This is a genomic window from Acinetobacter sp. FDAARGOS_559, from assembly GCF_003940475.1.
In the GTDB taxonomy this organism is placed as follows: Bacteria; Pseudomonadota; Gammaproteobacteria; order Pseudomonadales; family Moraxellaceae; genus Acinetobacter; species Acinetobacter baumannii.
In genome coordinates, this window is record NZ_RKJG01000005.1 from 2389804 (window position 1) to 2410254 (window position 20451).

General features: G+C 39.0%; 19 protein-coding genes and 2 pseudogenes. 6 read left to right on the plus strand and 15 right to left on the minus strand.

Annotation, left to right across the window (positions count from 1 at the left end):
* Positions 1 to 16: 16 nt before the first annotated feature.
* The 8 genes and pseudogenes from EGS71_RS12975 to EGS71_RS13005 all read right to left on the minus strand — a co-directional run.
* Positions 17 to 1600 (minus strand): IS66-like element ISAba25 family transposase, encoded by a 1584-nt coding sequence (locus tag EGS71_RS12975; RefSeq protein ID WP_001094424.1) that lies wholly within the window; start codon positions 1598 to 1600, stop codon positions 17 to 19.
* Positions 1601 to 1674: 74 nt separating this feature from the next.
* A complete protein-coding gene (gene tnpB / locus EGS71_RS12980; protein WP_000619347.1) occupies positions 1675 to 2010 on the minus strand; it encodes an IS66 family insertion sequence element accessory protein TnpB in 336 nt (111 codons plus the stop codon).
* On the minus strand, positions 2007 to 2390 hold the full coding sequence (locus EGS71_RS12985; RefSeq protein WP_001055589.1) for a transposase: 384 nt from the start codon (positions 2388 to 2390) through the stop codon (positions 2007 to 2009). The genes tnpB and EGS71_RS12985 overlap by 4 nt, the downstream gene beginning before the upstream one ends.
* Positions 2391 to 2478: 88 nt before the next feature.
* Positions 2479 to 2580 (minus strand): annotated as a pseudogene (locus EGS71_RS22935) (hypothetical protein); the annotation flags it as partial.
* A gap of 290 nt (positions 2581 to 2870) precedes the next feature.
* Positions 2871 to 4031 carry a glutathionylspermidine synthase family protein gene (locus EGS71_RS12990; RefSeq protein WP_000823186.1) on the minus strand — a complete coding sequence of 387 codons (1161 nt, stop codon included), beginning with the start codon at positions 4029 to 4031 and terminating at the stop codon, positions 2871 to 2873.
* 21 nt (positions 4032 to 4052) lie between these two features.
* A complete protein-coding gene (locus tag EGS71_RS12995; protein ID WP_001256727.1) occupies positions 4053 to 4418 on the minus strand; it encodes a hypothetical protein in 366 nt (121 codons plus the stop codon).
* A gap of 188 nt (positions 4419 to 4606) precedes the next feature.
* A complete protein-coding gene (locus EGS71_RS13000; RefSeq protein WP_000447695.1) occupies positions 4607 to 5563 on the minus strand; it encodes a TerC family protein in 957 nt (318 codons plus the stop codon).
* A gap of 318 nt (positions 5564 to 5881) precedes the next feature.
* Positions 5882 to 5947: pseudogene (locus EGS71_RS13005) on the minus strand (undecaprenyl-diphosphatase); the annotation flags it as partial.
* A 113-nt stretch (positions 5948 to 6060) separates the two neighbouring features.
* On the opposite strand from EGS71_RS13005, the gene EGS71_RS13010 reads away from it, so the two are divergent.
* Complete coding sequence (locus tag EGS71_RS13010; protein WP_012308653.1) at positions 6061 to 7029, plus strand: IS30 family transposase; 969 nt, start codon at positions 6061 to 6063, stop codon at positions 7027 to 7029.
* On the opposite strand, the gene EGS71_RS13015 is transcribed toward EGS71_RS13010, so the two are convergent.
* Complete coding sequence (locus EGS71_RS13015; RefSeq protein ID WP_125275254.1) at positions 7020 to 7568, minus strand: undecaprenyl-diphosphatase; 549 nt, start codon at positions 7566 to 7568, stop codon at positions 7020 to 7022. The genes EGS71_RS13010 and EGS71_RS13015 overlap by 10 nt on opposite strands.
* A 135-nt stretch (positions 7569 to 7703) precedes the next feature.
* Between EGS71_RS13015 and EGS71_RS13020 the strand changes: the two genes are divergently transcribed.
* A complete protein-coding gene (locus tag EGS71_RS13020) occupies positions 7704 to 8954 on the plus strand; it encodes a low temperature requirement protein A (protein ID WP_031946329.1) in 1251 nt (416 codons plus the stop codon).
* Positions 8955 to 9023: 69 nt separating this feature from the next.
* Here EGS71_RS13020 and mpl read toward each other — a convergent pair whose 3' ends face one another.
* Positions 9024 to 10397: a UDP-N-acetylmuramate:L-alanyl-gamma-D-glutamyl-meso-diaminopimelate ligase gene (gene mpl / locus EGS71_RS13025; RefSeq protein ID WP_000550105.1), complete on the minus strand. Its 1374-nt coding sequence runs from the start codon at positions 10395 to 10397 to the stop codon at positions 9024 to 9026.
* A gap of 241 nt (positions 10398 to 10638) precedes the next feature.
* On the opposite strand from mpl, the gene EGS71_RS13030 reads away from it, so the two are divergent.
* From EGS71_RS13030 to EGS71_RS13050, 4 genes are all read left to right on the plus strand, one after another.
* Positions 10639 to 11001, plus strand: a complete 363-nt coding sequence (locus tag EGS71_RS13030) for a DMT family protein (RefSeq protein ID WP_085943970.1) — start codon at positions 10639 to 10641, stop codon at positions 10999 to 11001.
* A 183-nt stretch (positions 11002 to 11184) separates the two neighbouring features.
* Complete coding sequence (gene purE / locus EGS71_RS13040) at positions 11185 to 11697, plus strand: 5-(carboxyamino)imidazole ribonucleotide mutase (protein ID WP_000994663.1); 513 nt, start codon at positions 11185 to 11187, stop codon at positions 11695 to 11697.
* A gap of 9 nt (positions 11698 to 11706) precedes the next feature.
* Positions 11707 to 12828, plus strand: coding sequence for a 5-(carboxyamino)imidazole ribonucleotide synthase (locus EGS71_RS13045; RefSeq protein WP_000361793.1), 1122 nt, complete (start codon positions 11707 to 11709; stop codon positions 12826 to 12828).
* Positions 12829 to 13513: 685 nt separating this feature from the next.
* Positions 13514 to 14806, plus strand: a complete 1293-nt coding sequence (locus tag EGS71_RS13050; RefSeq protein ID WP_001252438.1) for a lytic murein transglycosylase — start codon at positions 13514 to 13516, stop codon at positions 14804 to 14806.
* Positions 14807 to 14855: 49 nt separating this feature from the next.
* Here EGS71_RS13050 and EGS71_RS13055 read toward each other — a convergent pair whose 3' ends face one another.
* From EGS71_RS13055 to grpE, 5 genes are all read right to left on the minus strand, one after another.
* The gene (locus EGS71_RS13055) at positions 14856 to 15242 is read right to left on the minus strand and encodes a hypothetical protein (protein ID WP_001985173.1); all 387 of its coding nucleotides are present in this window, start codon (positions 15240 to 15242) and stop codon (positions 14856 to 14858) included.
* A 101-nt stretch (positions 15243 to 15343) separates the two neighbouring features.
* The gene (locus tag EGS71_RS13060; RefSeq protein ID WP_002028223.1) at positions 15344 to 16354 is read right to left on the minus strand and encodes a M57 family metalloprotease; all 1011 of its coding nucleotides are present in this window, start codon (positions 16352 to 16354) and stop codon (positions 15344 to 15346) included.
* 81 nt (positions 16355 to 16435) lie between these two features.
* Positions 16436 to 17353 (minus strand): matrixin family metalloprotease, encoded by a 918-nt coding sequence (locus EGS71_RS13065; RefSeq protein ID WP_000714220.1) that lies wholly within the window; start codon positions 17351 to 17353, stop codon positions 16436 to 16438.
* Positions 17354 to 17684: 331 nt separating this feature from the next.
* Complete coding sequence (gene dnaK, locus EGS71_RS13070; protein WP_001062605.1) at positions 17685 to 19625, minus strand: molecular chaperone DnaK; 1941 nt, start codon at positions 19623 to 19625, stop codon at positions 17685 to 17687.
* A 153-nt stretch (positions 19626 to 19778) separates the two neighbouring features.
* Complete coding sequence (gene grpE, locus EGS71_RS13075; protein WP_001262789.1) at positions 19779 to 20333, minus strand: nucleotide exchange factor GrpE; 555 nt, start codon at positions 20331 to 20333, stop codon at positions 19779 to 19781.
* Positions 20334 to 20451 lie beyond the last annotated feature (118 nt).

Here is a 20451-nt window from a genome sequence, read left to right on the forward strand (position 1 = left end):
ATCCCATACCTATTTTTTAATTCGATTTAGGTTTCCAGCAGTGCGGCAGTAACTCTTCAATCTGGGTCACTTTATGTGTCGGTAACCTTTTCAGCACATCACTTAAATAGGCATACGGATCCAGCCCATTCAGCTTTGCTGACTGGATTAAAGTCATGATGTTTGCCGCTCGCTGACCACTGCGCAGCGAACCTGCAAACAGCCAGTTCTTGCGCCCCAACGCCCAGGGACGCATCTGATTCTCTACCCAATTGTTGCATATCGGTAGATTGCCATCATCCAGATAGCGGCTTAAGGCTGGCCAACGCTTCAGAGTGTAATTGATGGCCTTGGCGGTGGGAGAACTCGATGGCACTGTCAGATGATGTTGGTTGAGCCATTCATATAGTTGTTGCATCACTGGTTGACTATGCTGTTGTCGGTATTCGCGGCGGTCTTCCGCTGTACCATCGGTCTTTTTCCTGAGTTCTGCTTCTATCGCATACAGTTTCTGAATCAGCACCAATGCCTGTTCAGCGACCTGACTTTTCCCGGTCACATGCAGTTCATGGAATTTACGACGTGCATGGGCCATGCAGCCGACCTCTATGACCTGGCCTGATTTAAAGCGTGCTTTATAACCACTGTAATCATCACAGACTAGATTGCCCTGCCAGCCTTTCAAGAACTCTGCAGCATGCTGGCCTGAACGACTATCCTGAAAGTCATAGATCACCGCCTGAACTGGATTGTACTGTGTGGTGGCATAGGCCCAGACATAACCTTTCTTCGGTTTTTTCTCATTCTCACCCATCCGCATGATGGTGACCGGTGTTTCATCTGCATGCAGCACCCGCTGTTGCAGCACCACCTCTTTTAAGGCATTGGCCAGAGGTTCCAGTTCTACACCGCAGCGACCTATCCAGTCAGATAAAGTTGATCTAGAAAGTTCGATTCCCGCCCGCTGATAGATCAGACGTTGACGGTACAGCGGCAAATGATCGGCATACTTCGATACCAGCACATGGCTGAGCAATTCAGGTGAAGCAATGCCTTTATCAATCACATAGGCGGGCATCGCTTGCTGAGTCAGAGTGTCACACTGATCACAGACCCATTTACCACGCACATGCTGTTCCTTATAGAACTGTGCCGGTCTGAAATGCAGTTTCTCACTGACATCTTCGCCGATACGACGGAGTTGGCATCCACAAGTGCATTGGGTTGATGCAGGTTCATGCTCAATACGGATGGTGTGTAGATGATCTGGCAGTGGTCGACGTTTAGGTTTATTGGTTTTGGCTTTCTGTGTCGCTGCATCGGTTTTATCTGCATTTAATCGTTCTAATTCCAGATCAACAGCAGCAATATCTTCTTCAACCGCTTCATCCCATAGGTGGATTTGTTTTGCCGTTAAGTGTTCATTCTTTTGGGCGAATTTGTGCTTTTTAAACAGCGCCAGTTCATGCTCGTATTTTTGATTGAGAATAGAAAGATGTTGAACTTTGGCATCCAATTGTTGGTTTGATTGTGCTAGAGACTGATGCTGCATCGCCAACTGTCTGGTGAATTCCAGCAGTTGTTCATGGGTCAGTTGGCTTAAGTCAGGCAGCGTATTCATGACCGCAGTATGCCTGAGGTCATGAAGAGAATGAAATAGAACGTTTGGAGGATGGCAGAATGGTCGAGCTTGGTTTAGAGCATATTCACCACTTGCTGCAATCCAATTCTCTGCCAGGGCAAACCTTGGATTAATGCCTGTAACTGTTCCGGGCTGAGGGCCACGGTTTCACCTTGGTGAACTTGAGCCCAGTGAAATTTACCCTGTTCCAAACGCCGGGCACACAGCCAGATGCCCAGTCCATCATGTACCAACACTTTCATACGATGACCACGTTTATTACAGAACAGGTAGGCGCAATGCGGTTTGATGTAGCCAAAGGCTCTCACCACCTGAGCCATGACAGTATCCATTCCTGCTCGCATATCCATGGGCTGGGTAGAGAGCCAAATTTCATTGATACGGATCATGTTGCCAGTGCCTTGAGTAATTCTGCCAAGGCAGGTATTTCTGATGTCTGCCATTTTAGCTGAATATCATTATTCGTATGAGGCACGGTGATACACAACGTGATCCTCTCATCAATAGGTTGGCTGATTGCAGCAGTGTAAGGCAAAGCAATAAATGCTGGATTCACATGAGTAGGATCCTGCACGGCACCCTCATGATGGCTGAAGATCCTGATCCAACGACTGACAAGGTTGGCATTAATACTATGTTGCAGTGCGACCGAAGCGATCGAGGTATTAGGATTTTTACAGGCATTGACAATACTGAGTTTGAATTCTTTGCTGTATGTTCTGCGTTTTTTAGCAACAGGAGGTGTTGCTGAATATATATCCATGTTCATGGATTAAGTCCCCACTTGTTTTTAGGTGGGAACTAAATTAAGGCTTATAGGACCGCTTGGTAAGGCTGTGTTAGCCGGATGCTTACCGTGCGACGGGATACCAGTGAGTAGATAGAATTTCCCAATCTTTTGCTTCAAAACTGCTGTTACACGGCATGGCAAGGGGAGTTAAAGTTGGAATCGCATTCATGGCATCACTCCTTAAAAAAATCAGGGCTCTCGCGAGCCCTTAAAATCTAGGCTTTTTTCTTTTTAGGAGATGCAAAGAGCTTGCCAATATTGAATTTTAATAAAGTAAACCAGAATAAAAAATTTAAAATACATAGAGTTAAATCATTATATTTTTGAATTTTTGTTCTAATTTAGCTTTAAAAGCGAACATTGATTCTTCGCTATATATTTAAAATGCACTGATTGACTGCGTCGGAGGCACAATAAAAAAGTACCTAAACAGTGCTTTTTTAAATCTCTATTCGCTTATTACTCGACAAAATAATGTGCTGCAAAGTGGGCATCATTACCAATGATGTCATAACAATCTTCACGAATAGACATGCCTGTACATTGATGTCCAACCATCCATAAACCAAGAGTAGGTAGTTGTCCTGAAAATAATGGGGTGTCTACCCATTTCTGTACGACATAACCATATTTGTCATAGTCATCAAAATAAAAGCTACCAGAAGCCGCGCCTTGGTCATGGCCGTCTTGTAAAACCCGAATATTGGCCCCTTCCCTTGCCAAAATCGGCTTTTTCACCCATTTGCCAGACAAACTTTGTTGCGGGTCATAGGTATGGGTTTCGACCAATAATGGATGATTGGGATAACACTTCCAAAGCTCAACCAAAATCGCTTTATTTGAAAGTAACATTTTCCAGCAAGGTTCAATCCACTGTGTTTGTGGGTGGATATATTGAGAAAATGCTTCTTCCCAGATCCATTCCCATGGATAAAGTTTAAATATGTTCTGAATGGGCTGATTATGGAGATCAACAAAATCTTGCCCGTTCCAACCTATGTTCTCCATAGAAAGCTCGGAAACTTGTAGATGAGCTTGGTAAGCGGTATCCATCAAATACTCGAGATTGCCCCAGTCTTCCCTTCCAGCTTCCTGACAGGCAGCAAAATGCACATGGCTACCACGCGGTAAAATTGTCTTCCAGCGTTTAATCAGTTCTTCATGAATGCTATTGAATTGGTCTCGGTTTGCAATGCCCGAGACTTGTTCTATCCACAGCCACTGCGCGACAGAAGCTTCAAGTAAGCCAGTCGGTGTGTCGGCGTTATATTCCAGCATTTTGATATTTCGCCCATCGTAAGCGAAATCAAAGCGGCCATACAGCATGGGAGCATTTTGTTTCCATGAGTGTTCAATATGGCTTATGGCTGTTTCAGGAATTTGAAAATAAGCTGGGTAATCCCCGCGTTGAATGAGATCTCCTACTACCGATAAACACATCTGATGTAGTTCATTTGCCGCATCTTCAAGTTGTTCAATCTGTTTAAGAGTAAACTCATACGCAACCCCTTCAGACCAGTAAATTGAGCCATCGAGAGAAGGTAAATTAAAATAATCAAAACCAATATTTTGATGTTCCACTTGCCAGTCTGGACGTGGAGTAAATATTTTTCTTTTCATATTAAGTGAATGCCTGAGGATTTAGCCGCCGAAAGAGAAACCGCTACGACCAAACCCCCCACGTATTGGGGATGAGGAAGACGCGCTTTTCGCCGTACTTGAGATAATGGGGCGACCTACACTCAAATTGCTGTAAGGATGTAAGGTATTTCCGTGATAAGAAACTTCCCGATTATTTTGATAATACGCAGGCCCTAAATAGCGGCTTCCAACATAGCTAGAACCATGTCCACTGGAGCTATTTTCTTGTTTACATGTTTCATTATTCCAGTCGCGAGCACAGTCATATTGGTTGTTATATACGTCTTGTACCAAAGGACCATCATTATGGCTACATGCCGTGAGTAATAACGGGACAACGACAAGATTAATTTTTTTAGAACGCATGAGACTCCACACATTTTAATAAATATATTCGGCATAAAATACCGATTAGCTGTTATCTATTATGTTTCTGATTAGGAAAGATAAATTTTAGGTTGGCATATGATATTAACCTGTTTTTTTAAAGTACAGTCTCTTTTGAAGATTTAGATAACAAGGCATCTTACATGTAGATGCCTTGTTGTGATGAATTAGGACTGCAATTGCTTTTTGTTGTGTCGTAAAGAGAGGTAAGCAGTGATTGCTAACACTATGACGATAAAGCTTAATGAGATCCAGATTGGCATGTGGAATACATCAAGCAACAACATTTTTGCACCAATGAACAATAAGATGATGCCTAAGCCGTATGGTAAGTAATGCAATTTAGTCGCAGCGCCAGCAAGTAAAAAGAACATTGCGCGTAAACCTAAAATTGCCATTAAGTTCGCCGTTAAAACAATAAACGGGTCGCTAGTTACCGCGAAAATAGCAGGAATAGAATCTACGGCGAAAATCACGTCTGAAGCTTCAACCAAAATCAAAACTAGAAATAACGGCGTTGCCCATAATAAACCGTTTTGGCGTACAAAAAATTTGTCACCTTCAAGCTGCGGTGTAATACGCATATGGTTACGTAACCATTTTAAAAGCTTGATATCTTCAATGTTGGTTTCTTCTTCTTGGCCTTTTAAGAACTTAAAGCCTGTATATACCAAGAACGCGCCGAAGATATAAAGTACCCAAGAAAACTCTTGAACGAACCATGCACCAATAAAAATAAAGAGGGTACGCAGTATGATTGCGCCTAATACGCCGTAGAGCAAAATTTTACGTTGTAGCGCAGCCGGTATAGCAAACGCTGCGAAAATCATTAACCAGACGAAAACGTTGTCAATTGCGAGGGACTTTTCGAGTAAGTAACCTGCAAAGTATTCCATGGTTTTTTGGTTTGCTAAGGTCACCCCAACTGTTTGTTGTAGGTAAAGCCATAAACCACCACCAAATAAAGCTGCAACGCTTACCCACGCCACGCTCCAGTAAGCAGCTTGCTTAATTGAAACATCTTGACCTTGTTTTTGCTTAAAGCCCAAGAAGTCAATCAGAAGCATCACAATGACTATGCCAAAGAATGCTACGTACAGCCATAAATTGCCGATTGTTTCCATAAATCCTCCATACATCTGGCAATTGGGCATAAAAAAACCTCGACCAGTTGCCAGATGAATTAAACATCTGTATCAACATGATCAAGGTCTTGCCTACACCATGAATTTCACGATGCTCAGATACCGACTTTTTAATAAAAGTGTATTGACGATATCTGACACATAACATTGCTGTTATGTTTGGAGGAGGCTACTCCCCTTGTCAAACTAAATTCTGTTTTGGATAAAACATATCCAAGTCCACATAGAATGGCAGATTTTTTTGTATTACGCAACTGAACTTCATGTGGTGGTTTTACTACATAAAAGCTCTAGAGGTTATTTAATCAAACCACGGTCTAAAAGCGGTTTGCATATAATCTGGTAAAGGTGAATAAAGAATGCTGGGCAGAGTAAAACTTGAAGTGCGACATAAACCACCTAATTAATTTAAAGGGTTTATGGAGTATATAAAATTGTCATACCATCATCTTAACTTTGAAGATCGTACTGCATTAATGCTTGAGTCAAGAAAAGAAGGCTTTTCAGCCAGAAAATTTGCTGAACTTATTAAAAGACATCCTAGTACGATCTATCGTGAGCTTAAAAGAAATAGCATCAATGACGTTTATCAAGCTCAATATGCTTCTGATAACACTTTTGCTAGACGTAGACGTGGTCACAGAAAACTCAAAATCGATTCAATCCTCTGGAAATTTATTGTTGAAGCGATCCGTTGTTTATGGTCTCCTCAGCAAATAGCAAAGCGTTTAAAGACATTTCCTGATTTGGATCAAACAATGAATGTAAGCCATACAACGATTTATTCAACGATACGAGCATTACCCAAGGGTGAGTTGAAAAAAGACTTATTATCCTGTCTACGTCATGAAAATAAAAAGCGAAAAGCTAACGGTGAACCTAAAAAAGATTCTATATTACAGGATATTAAAACTATTCATGAGCGCCCAGCCGAAGTTCAAGAAAGAAAAATACCGGGTCATTGGGAAGCTGATTTAATTAAAGGTAAAGACAATAAAAGTTCGATAGCAACACTTATTGAACGAAATACACGGCTCTGTATCTTGGCAACATTACCTGATGCAAAGGCAGAATCAGTGCGCAAGGCTTTAACTGAAGCTCTGAAATATTTACCTGCAGAACTGCGTAAAACGTTGACCTATGACCGTGGACGTGAGATGTCAGAACATAAAATACTCGAAGAAGATTTAGGCATAGATGTATATTTCTGTGACCCACATTCACCCTGGCAAAAAGGCACATGCGAAAATATGAATGGTTTAATTAGGCAATATTTACCTAAAGGGATTGATTTAAATCAGGCAGATCAGCATTATTTAAATCAAGTTGCCATGTCACTGAATACTCGTCCTAGAAAGGCGTTAGATTGGCTTACACCATTAGAGAAATTTGCTCAGCTTGTTGATTATCATATGGCTTTTGAAACTGTCGCACCTCATGTTTGAATTCGCCCTGTTAAAGGCGTACCATAAACATTCCAGAAGTAATAACCGGCTGTGTTGACTAGTAACGCGACAATAAAAGCACCCAACATATCTAAAGGGAAATGCACACCTAAATAAATACGTGACCACGCCACCACAAATGACAAAAATAAAAGAATAATTCCAATTATTTTGCGCTGAGCAAACAAATAAGACAGGGCAATGGTGCTAAAAATTAGCATATGATTACTTGGAAAAGACGCTGTTGGCGCATGTTCAATAAAGGTGGTGCCCACACCCATTACAAACGGTCTTGGGTGATGGTAAAACAGAGAAATAACGTAACCGACTAAAAGCGATACACAGGTTAGAAAGACAGATTTAATGACCCTATTTTTTAAATCTTGATCGCCATAAAACCATAAAAATGTAAGTATGAATAAAAGAATATAGAGGAGATCATTAGCAAAAAAGATAGCAAGACGAATGATAAATTGACTCGCATCCTGAGCCCCATTAATGACATGGAATAAGCTAAGGTTGAGTGTTTCTAAAGACATTCATATTCCAAACAAGAACAAAAACGTGAGCTATGATAAAGAATTAAGCTTAAGGTCTTGATAAAGAATTGTCACAAAAATGAAATATAGTTTATTTGTGAGTAAATAATAGACAGTAAGGCTAGATAATTTTTAATGCGTGTTCGGGACGTTAATATTAAAGTGTTAACGTGTTGGCACTTTATTCGAGAACGTTATTTTATGACTACTCAAGAAAAACAGAAAAAATTAAGTTTGAGGCCCCTATCTCCAAGAGATCCAGAACAGCCGCATAGAGCAGCAACTCCCCTCGAATTATTATTCGATTTAATTTTTGTAGTCGCGATTGCAACAGCTGGTCAGCAGCTACATCATGCAATTATTGAAAATCATCTATGGCATGCATTACCAAGTTACCTGATGGTATTTTTTGCGCTGTGGTGGGCATGGATGAATTTTTCATGGTTTGCTTCGGCTTACGATAATGACGATGCATTGTATCGGTGTCTTACCTTTGTACAGATTGTAGGATCATTGGTCATGGCCGCAGGTATTCCTGATGTGTTTCATAGTCAGGATTTTGACATCATTATTGTCGGCTATGTGATTATGCGTTTGGCTTTAGTCACCCAGTGGCTAAGAGCCGCAAAACATGACCCTGAACGGCGAATTACGGCGTATCGTTATGCCGTAGGTATCGTATTGGTACAAATTGGTTGGCTTGTTGCTAACTTTGCTCATGCTCTTTCAATTCCTTTATTTTTACTTCTGGTTGTGGTCGAGTTATTTGTTCCTATCTATGCAGAAAAATATTCTCCTACGCCGTGGCATCCTCATCATATTGTAGAGCGCTATGCCCTTCTTACTATTATCGTTTTAGGGGAATCCATCGTAGGTAGCTTTAATGCCATTCGTGATGCGCTTGCGGCTCAATCTATTAATATTCCGGCTGTTTTTTTAATGATTGGCGGATTAATGTTGATGTTTGCAATGTGGTGGGCTTACTTTGACCGTAGTGAACAGCATCATCATGTTAAAGGTGTACGTCCGTTTGTTTGGGGATATGGCCATTATTTTGTTTTTGTGAGTATTGCTGCCGTAGGTGCTGCCCTTGCTGCTGCTGTGGATATCACCACCCACCATGCCCATATTTCTGATTTATACATGGGTGTAATTGTCGCGGTGAGTGTGGTGCTTTATACCAGCTGCATATGGATACTTTACGAGTTTCAATGCTTATCTGGAATTACTAAATGGTTTTATCCTATTACTGCACTCATTATTTTATGTATTCCGTTTATTTGTAATAACGTGGGATATAGCGTGTTTGCGATGGGTATTGTCTATACGTTACGTTTATTCATCTCGAATAAATTTATGGAAAATATAGAGCCAAAACAGGTTTAAAAATAATTAAGCTAAAAAAACGGGTTTCAATTTGAAACCCGTTTTTTATTGAGTCATCTAGAGCGCAAGTTAAGCAGCTTTTGCTTTTAATGCGCTCATAAGTTTTTGATGTAAGCCACCAAAACCACCATTAGACATAATTACAACGGCATCACCCTCACCTGCTTCATTGACAATACGTTCAATAATTTCATCAAGTGAACGGCTGACTTGGGCATGGTTAGTCGCAGCTTCAATCACAGGTTGTAAATCCCAATCTAGGCCTTCTGGCTGATACCAAATCACTTCGTCTGCTAAACGAGCAGAATGTGCTAAGCCATCTTTATGGCTACCCATGCGCATGGTATTTGAACGTGGCTCAATAATGGCCCATAAACGACGTTCGCCTAAACGTTTACGTGCGCCATCTAAAGTCGTGTCGATTGCTGTTGGATGGTGAGCGAAGTCATCATAAACCTCAATACCATTGATCGTGCCGAGTAACTCCATACGGCGTTTTACACCGCCAAAGTTAGACAAAGCTTCACATGCCTTTTCAAGCGAAACGCCTACATGCTGAGCGGCTGCAATCGTTGCCAATGCATTCGCTACGCTATGCTGCCCTGTCATGCTCCATTTCACTTCGCCAACAACATTGCCATTTTCGAGTACTTTAAAATGGCTGCCATCAATTGAAATTAATTCAGCAGACAAAGCCGCTTTTTCATTTGCTTCTAAACTTGTACGAATCACTGGTGTCCAGCAGCCCATTTCAAGTACTTCATCAATATGAGTTTCGGTAATTGGCGCAATAATACGGCCTTCACTTGGAATAGTACGAACCAGATGATGGAATTGCTTTTGAATCGCTGCTAGGTCATCAAAAATATCGGCATGGTCAAATTCAAGGTTATTTAAAATCGCCGTTTTTGGATGATAATGAACAAACTTAGAACGTTTATCGAAGAAAGCTGAGTCATATTCGTCGGCTTCAACCACAAAGTATTTGCCACCGCCTAAACGAGCGCTTTCACTAAAACCAAGTGGAACACCGCCAATTAAAAAGCCCGGGTTTAAACCCGCCTGATCAAGTACCCAAGCGAGCATGGTTGTCGTAGTTGTTTTCCCGTGAGTACCCGCCACACCAAGCACATGTTTACCTTGTAAAACGTGATCAGCAAGGAACTGTGGACCAGAAATATATGGCAGACCTTCATTTAACATGTATTCGACGGCATCTATACCACGTTTCATGGCATTACCGACAATAACCAAGTCCGGATGAGGCTGTAAATGGCTACGGTCATAGCCTTGCATGAGTTCAATACCTGCATTTTCTAACTGGGTAGACATTGGCGGGTAAACGTTTGAATCGGAACCTGTTACCTTATGTCCTAAATCACGAGCTAAAAGTGCTAAAGAGCCCATAAAAGTGCCACAAATACCCAAGATATGCAGATGCATTGCTCGCCTTCTCCACTGCTTTTGTACACAGTACGAATATGAATTACTGTGTGTTCATTATTGATAAATTTGCCAGCAACGATAGCAAGGCTCAACTGGAAAAGATAGTCAAAATTCGTTGTTGTTCTATGTGTTTGAGGCGTTCATAAAAGTACAGCTTTATTTTTTAGATTTAAGCTGAATTACAGTTTTATCTTTTATAATATTTTCGATCCATATTAATACTTACATCATCGTGATGATGAAGGATGTGCCTTTGAGCCCAACGGTTTTAGCTTTCGTTCTGTTAATTATTTCTAACTGTTTTATGACACTTGCATGGTATGGGCATCTTAAGTTTTTGCACCACGCACCATTCTGGCAAGCGATTTTATTCGGTTGGGCTATTGCCCTGCTCGAATATAGTTTTATGATTCCGGCAACTCGACTCTTGAGTGACCAAGGTTGGACTTTGGGTGAAATGAAAATTACCCAAGAAGTTGTCACGCTTATTGTATTTGTTCCATTTATGGTGTTGCTATTTAAGCAGCCGTTCAAGCTAGACTATGTTTGGGCTATGTTATGCCTGTTTGGTTGTGTCTATTTTGTATTTAGAAGCCAGTAAAATTATCTGAAATTGGGTTTTCAGACAGATCGTTGTTAAATCCATCGGAATCATGCTTTTTCCACATAAACTTGGGCTTTGGGGTGAGTGAAAAAACAGCTATAATATTGGCCTCATCTTTTTCTCTCATGCTTGGCTTGGTACAAGTCGAGTTTTTACCATTTTTACGCTTTGGAAATGCCAATGAACGCGGTCGCAACAGATACCCAACCTTTAGTCGGAATTATCATGGGTTCCCAGTCCGATTGGGCAACGCTTGAACATACTGCCAATATGCTTAAACAACTTGGTGTCCCATTTGAAGCGGAAGTGGTATCTGCTCACCGTACTCCGGACCGTTTGTTTGAATATGCAGAAACTGCGCGTGATCGTGGTATTCAAGTGATTATTGCAGGCGCTGGTGGAGCTGCGCATTTACCAGGTATGTGTGCGGCAAAAACTGATTTACCTGTGTTGGGTGTACCAGTTAAATCATCAATTTTAAATGGCGTAGATTCATTACTTTCAATTGTACAAATGCCAGCAGGTATCGCTGTAGGTACTTTGGCAATTGGTCCGGCTGGTGCGACCAATGCTGCGATTATGGCTGCTCAAATCTTAGGTTTAACTCGTCCTGAAATCGCAAAAAATGTTGCAGATTTCCGTGCTGCACAAACTGATAAAGTTGCAAGCAACAATATTCCGGGACAGGTTTAAGAGGCTGAAATGGATAAAACTATCGGTATTTTTGGTGGTGGGCAATTGGGCCGTATGATGGCGCAAGCAGCTTTACCATTAAATATTCAATGTACTTTTTTTGAAGCAAATACAGATTGTCCAGCAGGTGTTTTAGGCCAAGTTTTTTCTAGTCAAGATGAACAAGGTTTAAAGCAGTTTATTGAAAGCGCTGATGTTTTCAGTCTTGAGTTTGAAAATACACCTGTTGCAGATGTAGATGTGTTAACACAAACTAAAACACTGCACCCTCCCCGTATTGCTTTAGCAACTGCGCAAAATCGTTTGTCAGAAAAAGCTTTGTTTGATGAACTTGAGATTCCTGTTGCGCCATATCGTGCTGTAGATAGCCTAGAAAGCTTGAAAAAAGCTGTTGCTGAGCTTGGTTTGCCGATTGTACTTAAGACTGCAACTGGCGGATATGACGGTAAAGGTCAGTTTGTACTTCGTTCAGAAGACCAAATTGATACAGCTTGGGCAGAGCTTGGTCCTGCAAAAAGCTTAGTGGCTGAAAGCTTTGTGAAATTTTCTCGCGAAGTTTCGATTATTGCAGTACGTGGTCAAAATGGTGAAGTGAAGACTTGGCCATTGGCTGAAAACCATCATCACAATGGTATTTTATCGCATTCAATTGTTCCTGCACCGAATAGTGAAGCTTTGCAACCCGTTGCTCAAGACTACATTACGCGTTTGTTAAATCATCTCAACTATGTAGGTGTGCTAACTCTCGAGCTATTTGTGACAGAACAAGGCTTGTGTGCAAATGAGATGGCACCACGTGTGCATAACTCAGGTCACTGGTCAATTGAAGGTGCCGTATGTTCACAGTTTGAAAACCATATTCGAGCTGTTGCAGGACTACCATTGGGGTCAACAGACGTTGTTCGACCAACGGTTATGATCAATATTATTGGTCAGCATCCTAAAACTGAAGATGTTTTGGCACTAAATGGCGCTCATCTGCACCTTTATAACAAATCGGAACGTGCTGGCCGTAAATTAGGCCACATTACGTTAATGCCTGTGGATAGTAATGAATTGACGAATTTATGCCGTCAGTTAGCGAAAATTTTGCCAGAACCACTCGCTTTAACAGATGATATGATCATTTAAATAAGTTAAATTTTCTAAAAAGCGATCCGAAGATCGCTTTTTTTGTCTTTTAAATTTAAAAAATATTAAAATCCTGTTATTTGCTCACTGTGGATAACTTTTGTTGAGCTTTTGAATTTAAATATAGGTCCTAATTTTGAATTTAAAAATGAATAAGTTGTTTTGAGAGTTTTTGAATTTAAAATAAGTTATCCCCAATACTTAAAGTTTGAATTTAAATCTGGTACTCCAGCTTGTGTTTGTTTTGAATTTAAAAAGATGTATGTCGTCTGAATGATATTTTGAATTCAAAACTGCACCTGACTTTTAAATTTAAAACGTATATTCATGAGTAGCCAAGGGTTTGTACTTCACAAGAGTTATGAAAAGCATAAGGAATATAGTGTGTGAGGCAGTTTAGATGTGTGGTTTTATGAGTTATCCACAAGTGGATTGGGTTTGGATTTTTAAATTTAAAATGAAGTTTTTGAATTTAAATTAGAGGGCAGATTTTGAATTTAAAAATTAATTAATCTTGTGAGGAAAGTTTTAAATTCAAAAATAGAGGGGAAATTTGAATTTAAAACTCCGAAAATGAATTTAAAGAAGTAATTATGAATTCAAATTTACGATTTCTCTCTGAAAAATTTGAGTCCATAATGATATGGTACTTACAAATTTAAATTTAAAATTGAACTAGGATAATATGCGACGTTTTTCTTGTATTGTTGGGTCTGTATTTTTGGCGATGACCCAGGCTCAAGCAGAGCTGGTAATTAATGGTTCTACAATATCTAGTAATGCGACTGTTCCAGTAACGAATAGTGATACTTATACGCCTAATAATAATTTCCAGAGCTGTTTGGCAAATTTACGTTCACAGGCTATTGCTGCTGGTGTTTCAGGTAGCACTTATGATCGCTATACGCAAAATTTAACACCAGATTACTCGGTGATTGATAAGTTAAATTACCAACCAGAGTTTTCAACACCGATTTGGGATTATTTGTCTGGTCTGGTAGATGAAGAACGTGTTGCACTTGGAAAACAAAAACTGGCACAACACCGTGATGTTTTAAATCGTGCTTCTCAAGTGTATGGTGTGCCTGCTGAAACCATTGTAGCAGTATGGGGCGTTGAAAGTAATTTTGGTGATATCTCTGGAAAATATCCTTTATTACAAGCACTTGGAACTTTAAGTTGTGAAGGGCGCCGGCAAAGTTATTTCCGTACCGAGTTTTTTGCCACAATGCGTATTTTACAGCGTGGTGACTTAACTGAAGATCAACTTAAAGGTTCATGGGCAGGAGCATTTGGTCATACTCAATTTATGCCATCAACTTATGAACGCTTAGCGGTTGATTTTGATGGAGATGGCCGACGCGATTTAGTATCGAGTACTGCAGATGCATTGGCATCAACGGCTAATTTCTTGAATAAAGCAGGTTGGCAGACGGGTATGCCTTGGGGCTTTGAAGTTCAAATTCCAGCAGGCATGTCAATTGATGGAGAAGGACGACGCTCGAAAAAACCATTAAGCAGTTGGAGTGCGCGAGGAGTAACACGGATTGATGGTTCGCCACTAATACAAGGTCCTTTGTCTGGTAGTACGCCAGCCGGTTTAATGGCTCCAGCAGGACCAAGTGGACCAATATTTTTAGTATTTAAGAATTTTGATGCTATTTATAGTTATAACGCTGCGGAAAGTTACGGGCTGGCAATTGCACATTTGTCTGATCGCTTAAGAGGAGCAGGTCCATTTGTTAGCTCTTGGCCAACTGATGATCCTGGTACTTCACGTGCAGAGCGTCGTGAAATTCAGCAATTTTTGATTAATCGTGGTTATGATATTGGTGCTGTTGATGGATTGATTGGCGATAAAACCCGTGTTGCTATTCGTCAGGAGCAAACCCGTTTAGGTTTAAATCCAACAGGACGGGCAGGGCAACAAATTTTACGTGCATTCCGCCAAGAACAAGCACGAAAAATGATGCAATAAAATATTAAATAAAAAAGGTCTGCATATGCAGACCTTTTTTATTGAACAGCTAAACTATAGATTGATCTAGCTTAACTGCTTCCAATATATCAAAAATAACTGAGGTAACATCTTGGCTTAAATCACGGTCATTAAAGATTTCATAAGCAGTAATTGTGACATCTGTATCACTTGGTAGCTGCTTTTGTTCTTCTTCAATTAGGTGCTCGATAGGCAATAATGTCTGCTTAACTTCCAGATGTAAAATATCTTTATATTCAATATTTTCATCTTCAAGCTCAATTTCTTGCTCATTGAAGTAAGGTAATAAAATAGAATGAAGGTAAGGTTTAAGTTCAATAATATCAAATAGTTCGATATCTCGAGTTTGCTCAATCGTACTAATGTGATCATTTACTTCAATCAGGATATGATAATAACTCATCTTGATCTCCATTCTATTTTAGACGGCTCTTACAACCACAATAACATGACTTTGACATGAATTTCGATGTATCTATTTATAAAATAGATACATCGTATGAGTTCAGTATCTAATTATTGAGGTAAAGCGCTTAATAGATCACGATCAGCATCAGTTAAAATATTACTTTTTTTATCGCTATCTTTTCGAACTGAGTACATTAAAGCGCCCGGTTGATCACTATGTTTTAAGCCAAGTGCATGGCCTAATTCATGAGCAATTGTTAAACGTAAATCATCAATAGAACTATATTCATAGATCATGATTTGTTTACCGTTATAAATACCTTTCTTAAATACATCAGCTTGGGCATTTTGCTTAAACTGATTTAATGATTGATTGAATTCATCATTAATCTGGTTAAAGTGAGTAACCTTTTTATTTAAGTCTGCAGCTTGCTGATTATAAGCAGCAATATCTTTCTTTAAAGCAACTGTCTGTTTCTGTAAATCTTTCTGAGTTTTCGAAAGTGATTTTGCAGTGTATTCAGGTGCTAATTTTCCTTCCTTAAACTGCATCATCTGTTGATCAAAATTCTTCAATTTCTCATTTAAGATCTGTTTTTTATTTTCAAGATCCGATTGAGTTTGACTTAAATTTTGCTTCAACTGTTTAATTTGTTGTTGCTCATCAATTACACGTTGTTGGTCTTGTTTGAACTGAGAAGCGATTTTTTGACGCTCTGCTGAACGATTTTGGCTGTCATCGTATACAAGACGAATTTCTAACTTTGCATTTGGGTCATAAGTAAAGTAATTTTTACCTGTACCTTCTTTCCAAATATCAGCAGCTTGCTGTGTAATCTGGATCAATTGCTCTTGACTTAAACCAAAACGAGGGTCAACTTCAGCAATTTTATATGTCAAATGTTGAACATTTTTTTGCTGAACTTGGGTGTGTAGGGGAGTCGCAAGATTAGCATTAGCCTGAAAATTAGAAAAAGCAAAGGCCATGCCTAATAACAAAGAAGTTAAACGCATAATCAAAGGGGGGAGATTTGAAAAAAAACGTATTATAAGAATATAAAATGAAAAATCAATCAAAAAATATACAATTTCGATAAAATAATGAGATCTGCGTCTCATTATTTTTTACCAAATGCCAAATTATTTTTTAGTAAAAATTGAATAGTTTTTATTTTATTTAGTTTATTTAATCAGTTAATTTTAATGATTTTCGTCATTTGAACCATATAATGTAGCCAATAGATCTAAATCTGAATTTGTTAATTTGAAGTTATGAATATCCTGCTCTCTTAAAAGAGGGTACATCAAAGATTTAGGATCATCGGTGTGTTTTAAACCTAATGCATGTCCAAACTCATGAGCAAGTGTTAGGCGCAGATCATCGAATGAAGTAAAGCCATAAATCTGAATTTGGTTTTGACTAAACAAGCCTTTATGAAAAGTCTTTGAGCCAGAAGTCGTGCTCAAATTAAATTGCTCAATAGATTGATTAAGCAAGCTTTGTTGTTGATTTATTTGCTTAATTTGTCTATTAAGCACTTCTATTTTATTGCTATGTTGAGAAAACTTTGTTTGTAATTCTAACGAAAGCTGGCTTAACTCAGCTTGGCGTTTGTTTAAACTGCTTTGAGTAAATTGCCTATAGTTTCCTTGATTAAAAAGAGATACATCTTTTTGATATAGTTCGAATTTATACTTGAGATTCTCTTTTTCTTTATTCAAAAGAGAGGTTTCCTGATCAATTTGTTGTTTAAATAAAAGAATAGCTTTATTTTTCTCTCTCCATTCTTCCTGCTGCTTTAATAGCTCATTTATACTATTTTTTCTTTCATTTTGAGTAGCTTGTTGATTGTCCAATACTAAATTAATAGTAAGCTCTGCTTGAGAATCATAAATAAAATAGGTTTTCCCAGTTTCTTTTTGCCAAATTTCAGCTGCTTCTTTACCAATTTGAATAAATTGTTCTTTCGTTAATTCAAAACGTGGATCTATATAATCAATCCTATATTTTAAAGGCTGATTAAAAGAAATATTTGATAAATTGCTTTGAGCAAAAGCAGCTACCTGTAAGCTTATACTGAAGTATAAACTTATTCCCCACCATAGAAATTTTTTCATGGCAAAAATAAAAATATAAATAAATTCTTATTGTTAGGATGTAATCCTTATTCGTCAAAGTGATAAAAATGACCAGAGATAGCGATTGTTTTGTGATCTTGCTAAAGAAAGAGAATAAATAAATACATATGTTTGGCATTAATAGAAAAATTAATGGATTTCATAACAGTGATTTTAATTTTTTAAAATATCTATAAATAATAAATAGTTAATTTTTATGATTGACTATTTTTCCCATTAAGTTCATGAAAAATATATAAAAATATTATTGTTATTTTTTGTAAATAATAAAAAAACCGCGCCTTCGCGCGGTCTTTTTTAAAGAGACAAATTATTTTTTGTCATCTTTTACTTCAGTGAACTCAGCATCTACAACGCCATCGTCTGCTTTTTGTTGACCAGCATCACCACCTTGGAATGCATTTGGGTCGAAACCTTCAGCACCGCCAGCTTGTTGCGCTTGTTCATAAGCACGTTGAGTGATCGGCATTAAGATGTTTTGTAAAGCTTCAGTTTTCGCTTTGATTGCTTCAACATCATTTTCTTTTGTTGCTGCTTCAAGTTCAGAAACTGCTGTATTTACCGCTGTTTTTTCATCTTCAGTTACTTTGTCACCAAGATCTTTAACAGCTTTGTTTGAGCTTGAAATTAATGCATCAGCTTCGTTACGAGCTTTTGCAAGTTCTTCAAACTTACGGTCTTCTTCAGCATTTGCTTCTGCATCTTTAATCATCGCTTCGATTTCAGCATCAGATAAACCTGAGTTTGCCTTAATCTGGATCGATTGCTCTTTACCAGTGCTCTTGTCTTTTGCAGACACTTTCAAGATACCGTCAGCGTTAATATCGAAAGATACTTCAATTTGTGGCACACCACGTGGAGCAGGTGGGATGTCACCTAACTGGAAGTTACCCAACAATTTGTTTTGTTGAGCCATCTTACGTTCACCTTGGTAAACTGAAATATCTACCGCTGGTTGGTTATCAGCAGCAGTAGAGAACACTTGTGATTTCTTCGCAGGAATCGTCGTGTTTTTCTCAATGATTGGTGTTAATACACCACCCATTGTTTCAATACCTAAAGTTAATGGTGTTACGTCAAGAAGCAATACGTCGTTCTTGTCACCAGACAATACAGCACCTTGAATTGCAGCACCGATTGCAACTGCTTCGTCAGGGTTCACGTCTTTACGTGGCTCTCTACCGAAGAATTCTTGTACTTTTTGTTGTACAAGTGGCATACGAGACTGACCACCAACTAAGATGACGTCAGAGATGTCAGAAGTCGAAAGACCAGCATCTTTAAGAGCAATCTTACAAGGTTCGATAGTACGAGCAACTAAATCAGCAACTAAACCTTCAAGTTTTGCACGAGTTACGTTGATCACTAAGTGTTTAGGACCAGTCGCATCAGCAGTGATGTATGGAAGGTTGATTTCAGTTGCATTCGAAGAAGAAAGCTCGATTTTTGCTTTTTCAGCAGCTTCTTTCAAACGTTGTAACGCAAGTGGATCGTTTTTCAAGTTTACGTTTTGTTCTTTCTTGAATTCTTCAACCAAGTATTCAATTAACGCGTTATCGAAGTCTTCACCACCAAGGAAAGTATCACCGTTAGTTGATAACACTTCAATTTGTTGGTCGCCATCAAGATCCGCGATTTCAATGATAGATACGTCGAATGTACCACCACCTAAGTCGTAAACTGCAACTTTACGGTCGCCTTCTTTTTTGTCCATACCGAACGCAAGTGCAGCAGCAGTTGGTTCGTTAATGATACGTTTAACATCTAAACCAGCGATTTTACCCGCATCTTTAGTTGCTTGACGTTGAGCATCGTTAAAGTAAGCAGGAACGGTAATTACCGCTTCAGTTACTGTTTCACCTAAATAATCTTCTGCAGTTTTTTTCATCTTTTTCAAGATTTCAGCAGAGATCTGTTGAGGTGCTAGTTTTTTATCGTTTACTTCAACCCAAGCATCACCGTTGTCTGCTTTGATGATTTTATAAGGTACAAGACCGATGTCTTTTTGTACTGCTTGATCTTCATAACGACGACCAATTAAACGCTTGATCGCGAATAATGTATTTTTAGGGTTTGTTACTGCCTGACGCTTAGCGCTTTGGCCCACTAAGATCTCACCATCTTTATACGCAATGATCGATGGAGTTGTACGTGCGCCTTCTGCGTTTTCGATTACTTTTACTTTATCGCCTTCAAGTACAGCAACACATGAGTTGGTAGTACCTAAGTCAATACCAATAATTTTTGCCATTTGGTGTGTTCCTCTAAAATTCTGTTGCAATGTTTTTGCTTGTTATTCGATATGAGAGTCAATCGGTTTTTTTCAAGCATTTTTATGAAAAAAAATCAAAAAACTCTCAAATTCTTGGCCTTTTAGCAAAGAGATGCTTTGCTTTTGCTCATTTTATTGACCAACCATAACCATAGCAGGGCGCAATAAGCGGCCATTTAAGGTATAGCCTTTTTGTAAAACGGTACCGATTTCATTTGCTTTTGCATTTGGATCAATGCCAACAGCTTGGTGTAAATCTGCGTTGAAACCATTTTGAGTATCAGCTTCTACAACGCCAAATTTCTCAAGAGTCGTTAAAAGTGACTTTAAGGTTAACTTAACACCTTCAAGTACAGGCGTTTCTTCATCGCCAGCTGCCTGAATTGCGCGTTCTAAATTGTCGACAGAGTCCAACAATTCTTTTGCAAATTTCTCAAGCACAGTCTCTTTATGCTTCTCAGACTCACGCTGAATACGCTCTACACTTTTTTGTGCTTCGTAAACTGCATTGGCAGTACGAGCTTTTTCAAGCTTAAGATTTTCTTCTAGTTTAGTGATTTGCGCTTGTAAAGATTCAACGGTAACGTCGTTTGCTTGCTCTACACCTTCAGCCTGAGTTTGCTCGTTAGATTGCTCAACTTGCTCATTTTGAATGTCTTGAGCTTGCTCGTTTTGCTCATTAGCCATTGATGATCTCCGTTTAAATGGGTTTTTAAACATGTACAGTCCTTTTTGGCATCAGTATTTACTGTGTAAAACCTGAACTGCCATGCATATGCTGTAATTCATTAATAGGGATGAAGTA

What these genes read in the sequence shown, in the direction of transcription:
- EGS71_RS12975 (WP_001094424.1), bottom strand. Translation starts at nt 1,600, where the DNA reads ATGAATACGCTGCCTGACTTAAGCCAACTGACCCATGAACAACTGCTG.
- tnpB (WP_000619347.1), bottom strand. Translation starts at nt 2,010, where the DNA reads ATGATCCGTATCAATGAAATTTGGCTCTCTACCCAGCCCATGGATATG.
- EGS71_RS12985 (WP_001055589.1), bottom strand. Translation starts at nt 2,390, where the DNA reads ATGAACATGGATATATATTCAGCAACACCTCCTGTTGCTAAAAAACGC.
- EGS71_RS12990 (WP_000823186.1), bottom strand. Translation starts at nt 4,031, where the DNA reads ATGAAAAGAAAAATATTTACTCCACGTCCAGACTGGCAAGTGGAACAT.
- EGS71_RS12995 (WP_001256727.1), bottom strand. Translation starts at nt 4,418, where the DNA reads ATGCGTTCTAAAAAAATTAATCTTGTCGTTGTCCCGTTATTACTCACG.
- EGS71_RS13000 (WP_000447695.1), bottom strand. Translation starts at nt 5,563, where the DNA reads ATGGAAACAATCGGCAATTTATGGCTGTACGTAGCATTCTTTGGCATA.
- EGS71_RS13010 (WP_012308653.1), top strand. Translation starts at nt 6,061, where the DNA reads ATGCTTGAGTCAAGAAAAGAAGGCTTTTCAGCCAGAAAATTTGCTGAA.
- EGS71_RS13015 (WP_125275254.1), bottom strand. Translation starts at nt 7,568, where the DNA reads ATGTCTTTAGAAACACTCAACCTTAGCTTATTCCATGTCATTAATGGG.
- EGS71_RS13020 (WP_031946329.1), top strand. Translation starts at nt 7,704, where the DNA reads ATGCGTGTTCGGGACGTTAATATTAAAGTGTTAACGTGTTGGCACTTT.
- mpl (WP_000550105.1), bottom strand. Translation starts at nt 10,397, where the DNA reads ATGCATCTGCATATCTTGGGTATTTGTGGCACTTTTATGGGCTCTTTA.
- EGS71_RS13030 (WP_085943970.1), top strand. Translation starts at nt 10,639, where the DNA reads ATGAAGGATGTGCCTTTGAGCCCAACGGTTTTAGCTTTCGTTCTGTTA.
- purE (WP_000994663.1), top strand. Translation starts at nt 11,185, where the DNA reads ATGAACGCGGTCGCAACAGATACCCAACCTTTAGTCGGAATTATCATG.
- EGS71_RS13045 (WP_000361793.1), top strand. Translation starts at nt 11,707, where the DNA reads ATGGATAAAACTATCGGTATTTTTGGTGGTGGGCAATTGGGCCGTATG.
- EGS71_RS13050 (WP_001252438.1), top strand. Translation starts at nt 13,514, where the DNA reads ATGCGACGTTTTTCTTGTATTGTTGGGTCTGTATTTTTGGCGATGACC.
- EGS71_RS13055 (WP_001985173.1), bottom strand. Translation starts at nt 15,242, where the DNA reads ATGGAGATCAAGATGAGTTATTATCATATCCTGATTGAAGTAAATGAT.
- EGS71_RS13060 (WP_002028223.1), bottom strand. Translation starts at nt 16,354, where the DNA reads ATGAGACGCAGATCTCATTATTTTATCGAAATTGTATATTTTTTGATT.
- EGS71_RS13065 (WP_000714220.1), bottom strand. Translation starts at nt 17,353, where the DNA reads ATGAAAAAATTTCTATGGTGGGGAATAAGTTTATACTTCAGTATAAGC.
- dnaK (WP_001062605.1), bottom strand. Translation starts at nt 19,625, where the DNA reads ATGGCAAAAATTATTGGTATTGACTTAGGTACTACCAACTCATGTGTT.
- grpE (WP_001262789.1), bottom strand. Translation starts at nt 20,333, where the DNA reads ATGGCTAATGAGCAAAACGAGCAAGCTCAAGACATTCAAAATGAGCAA.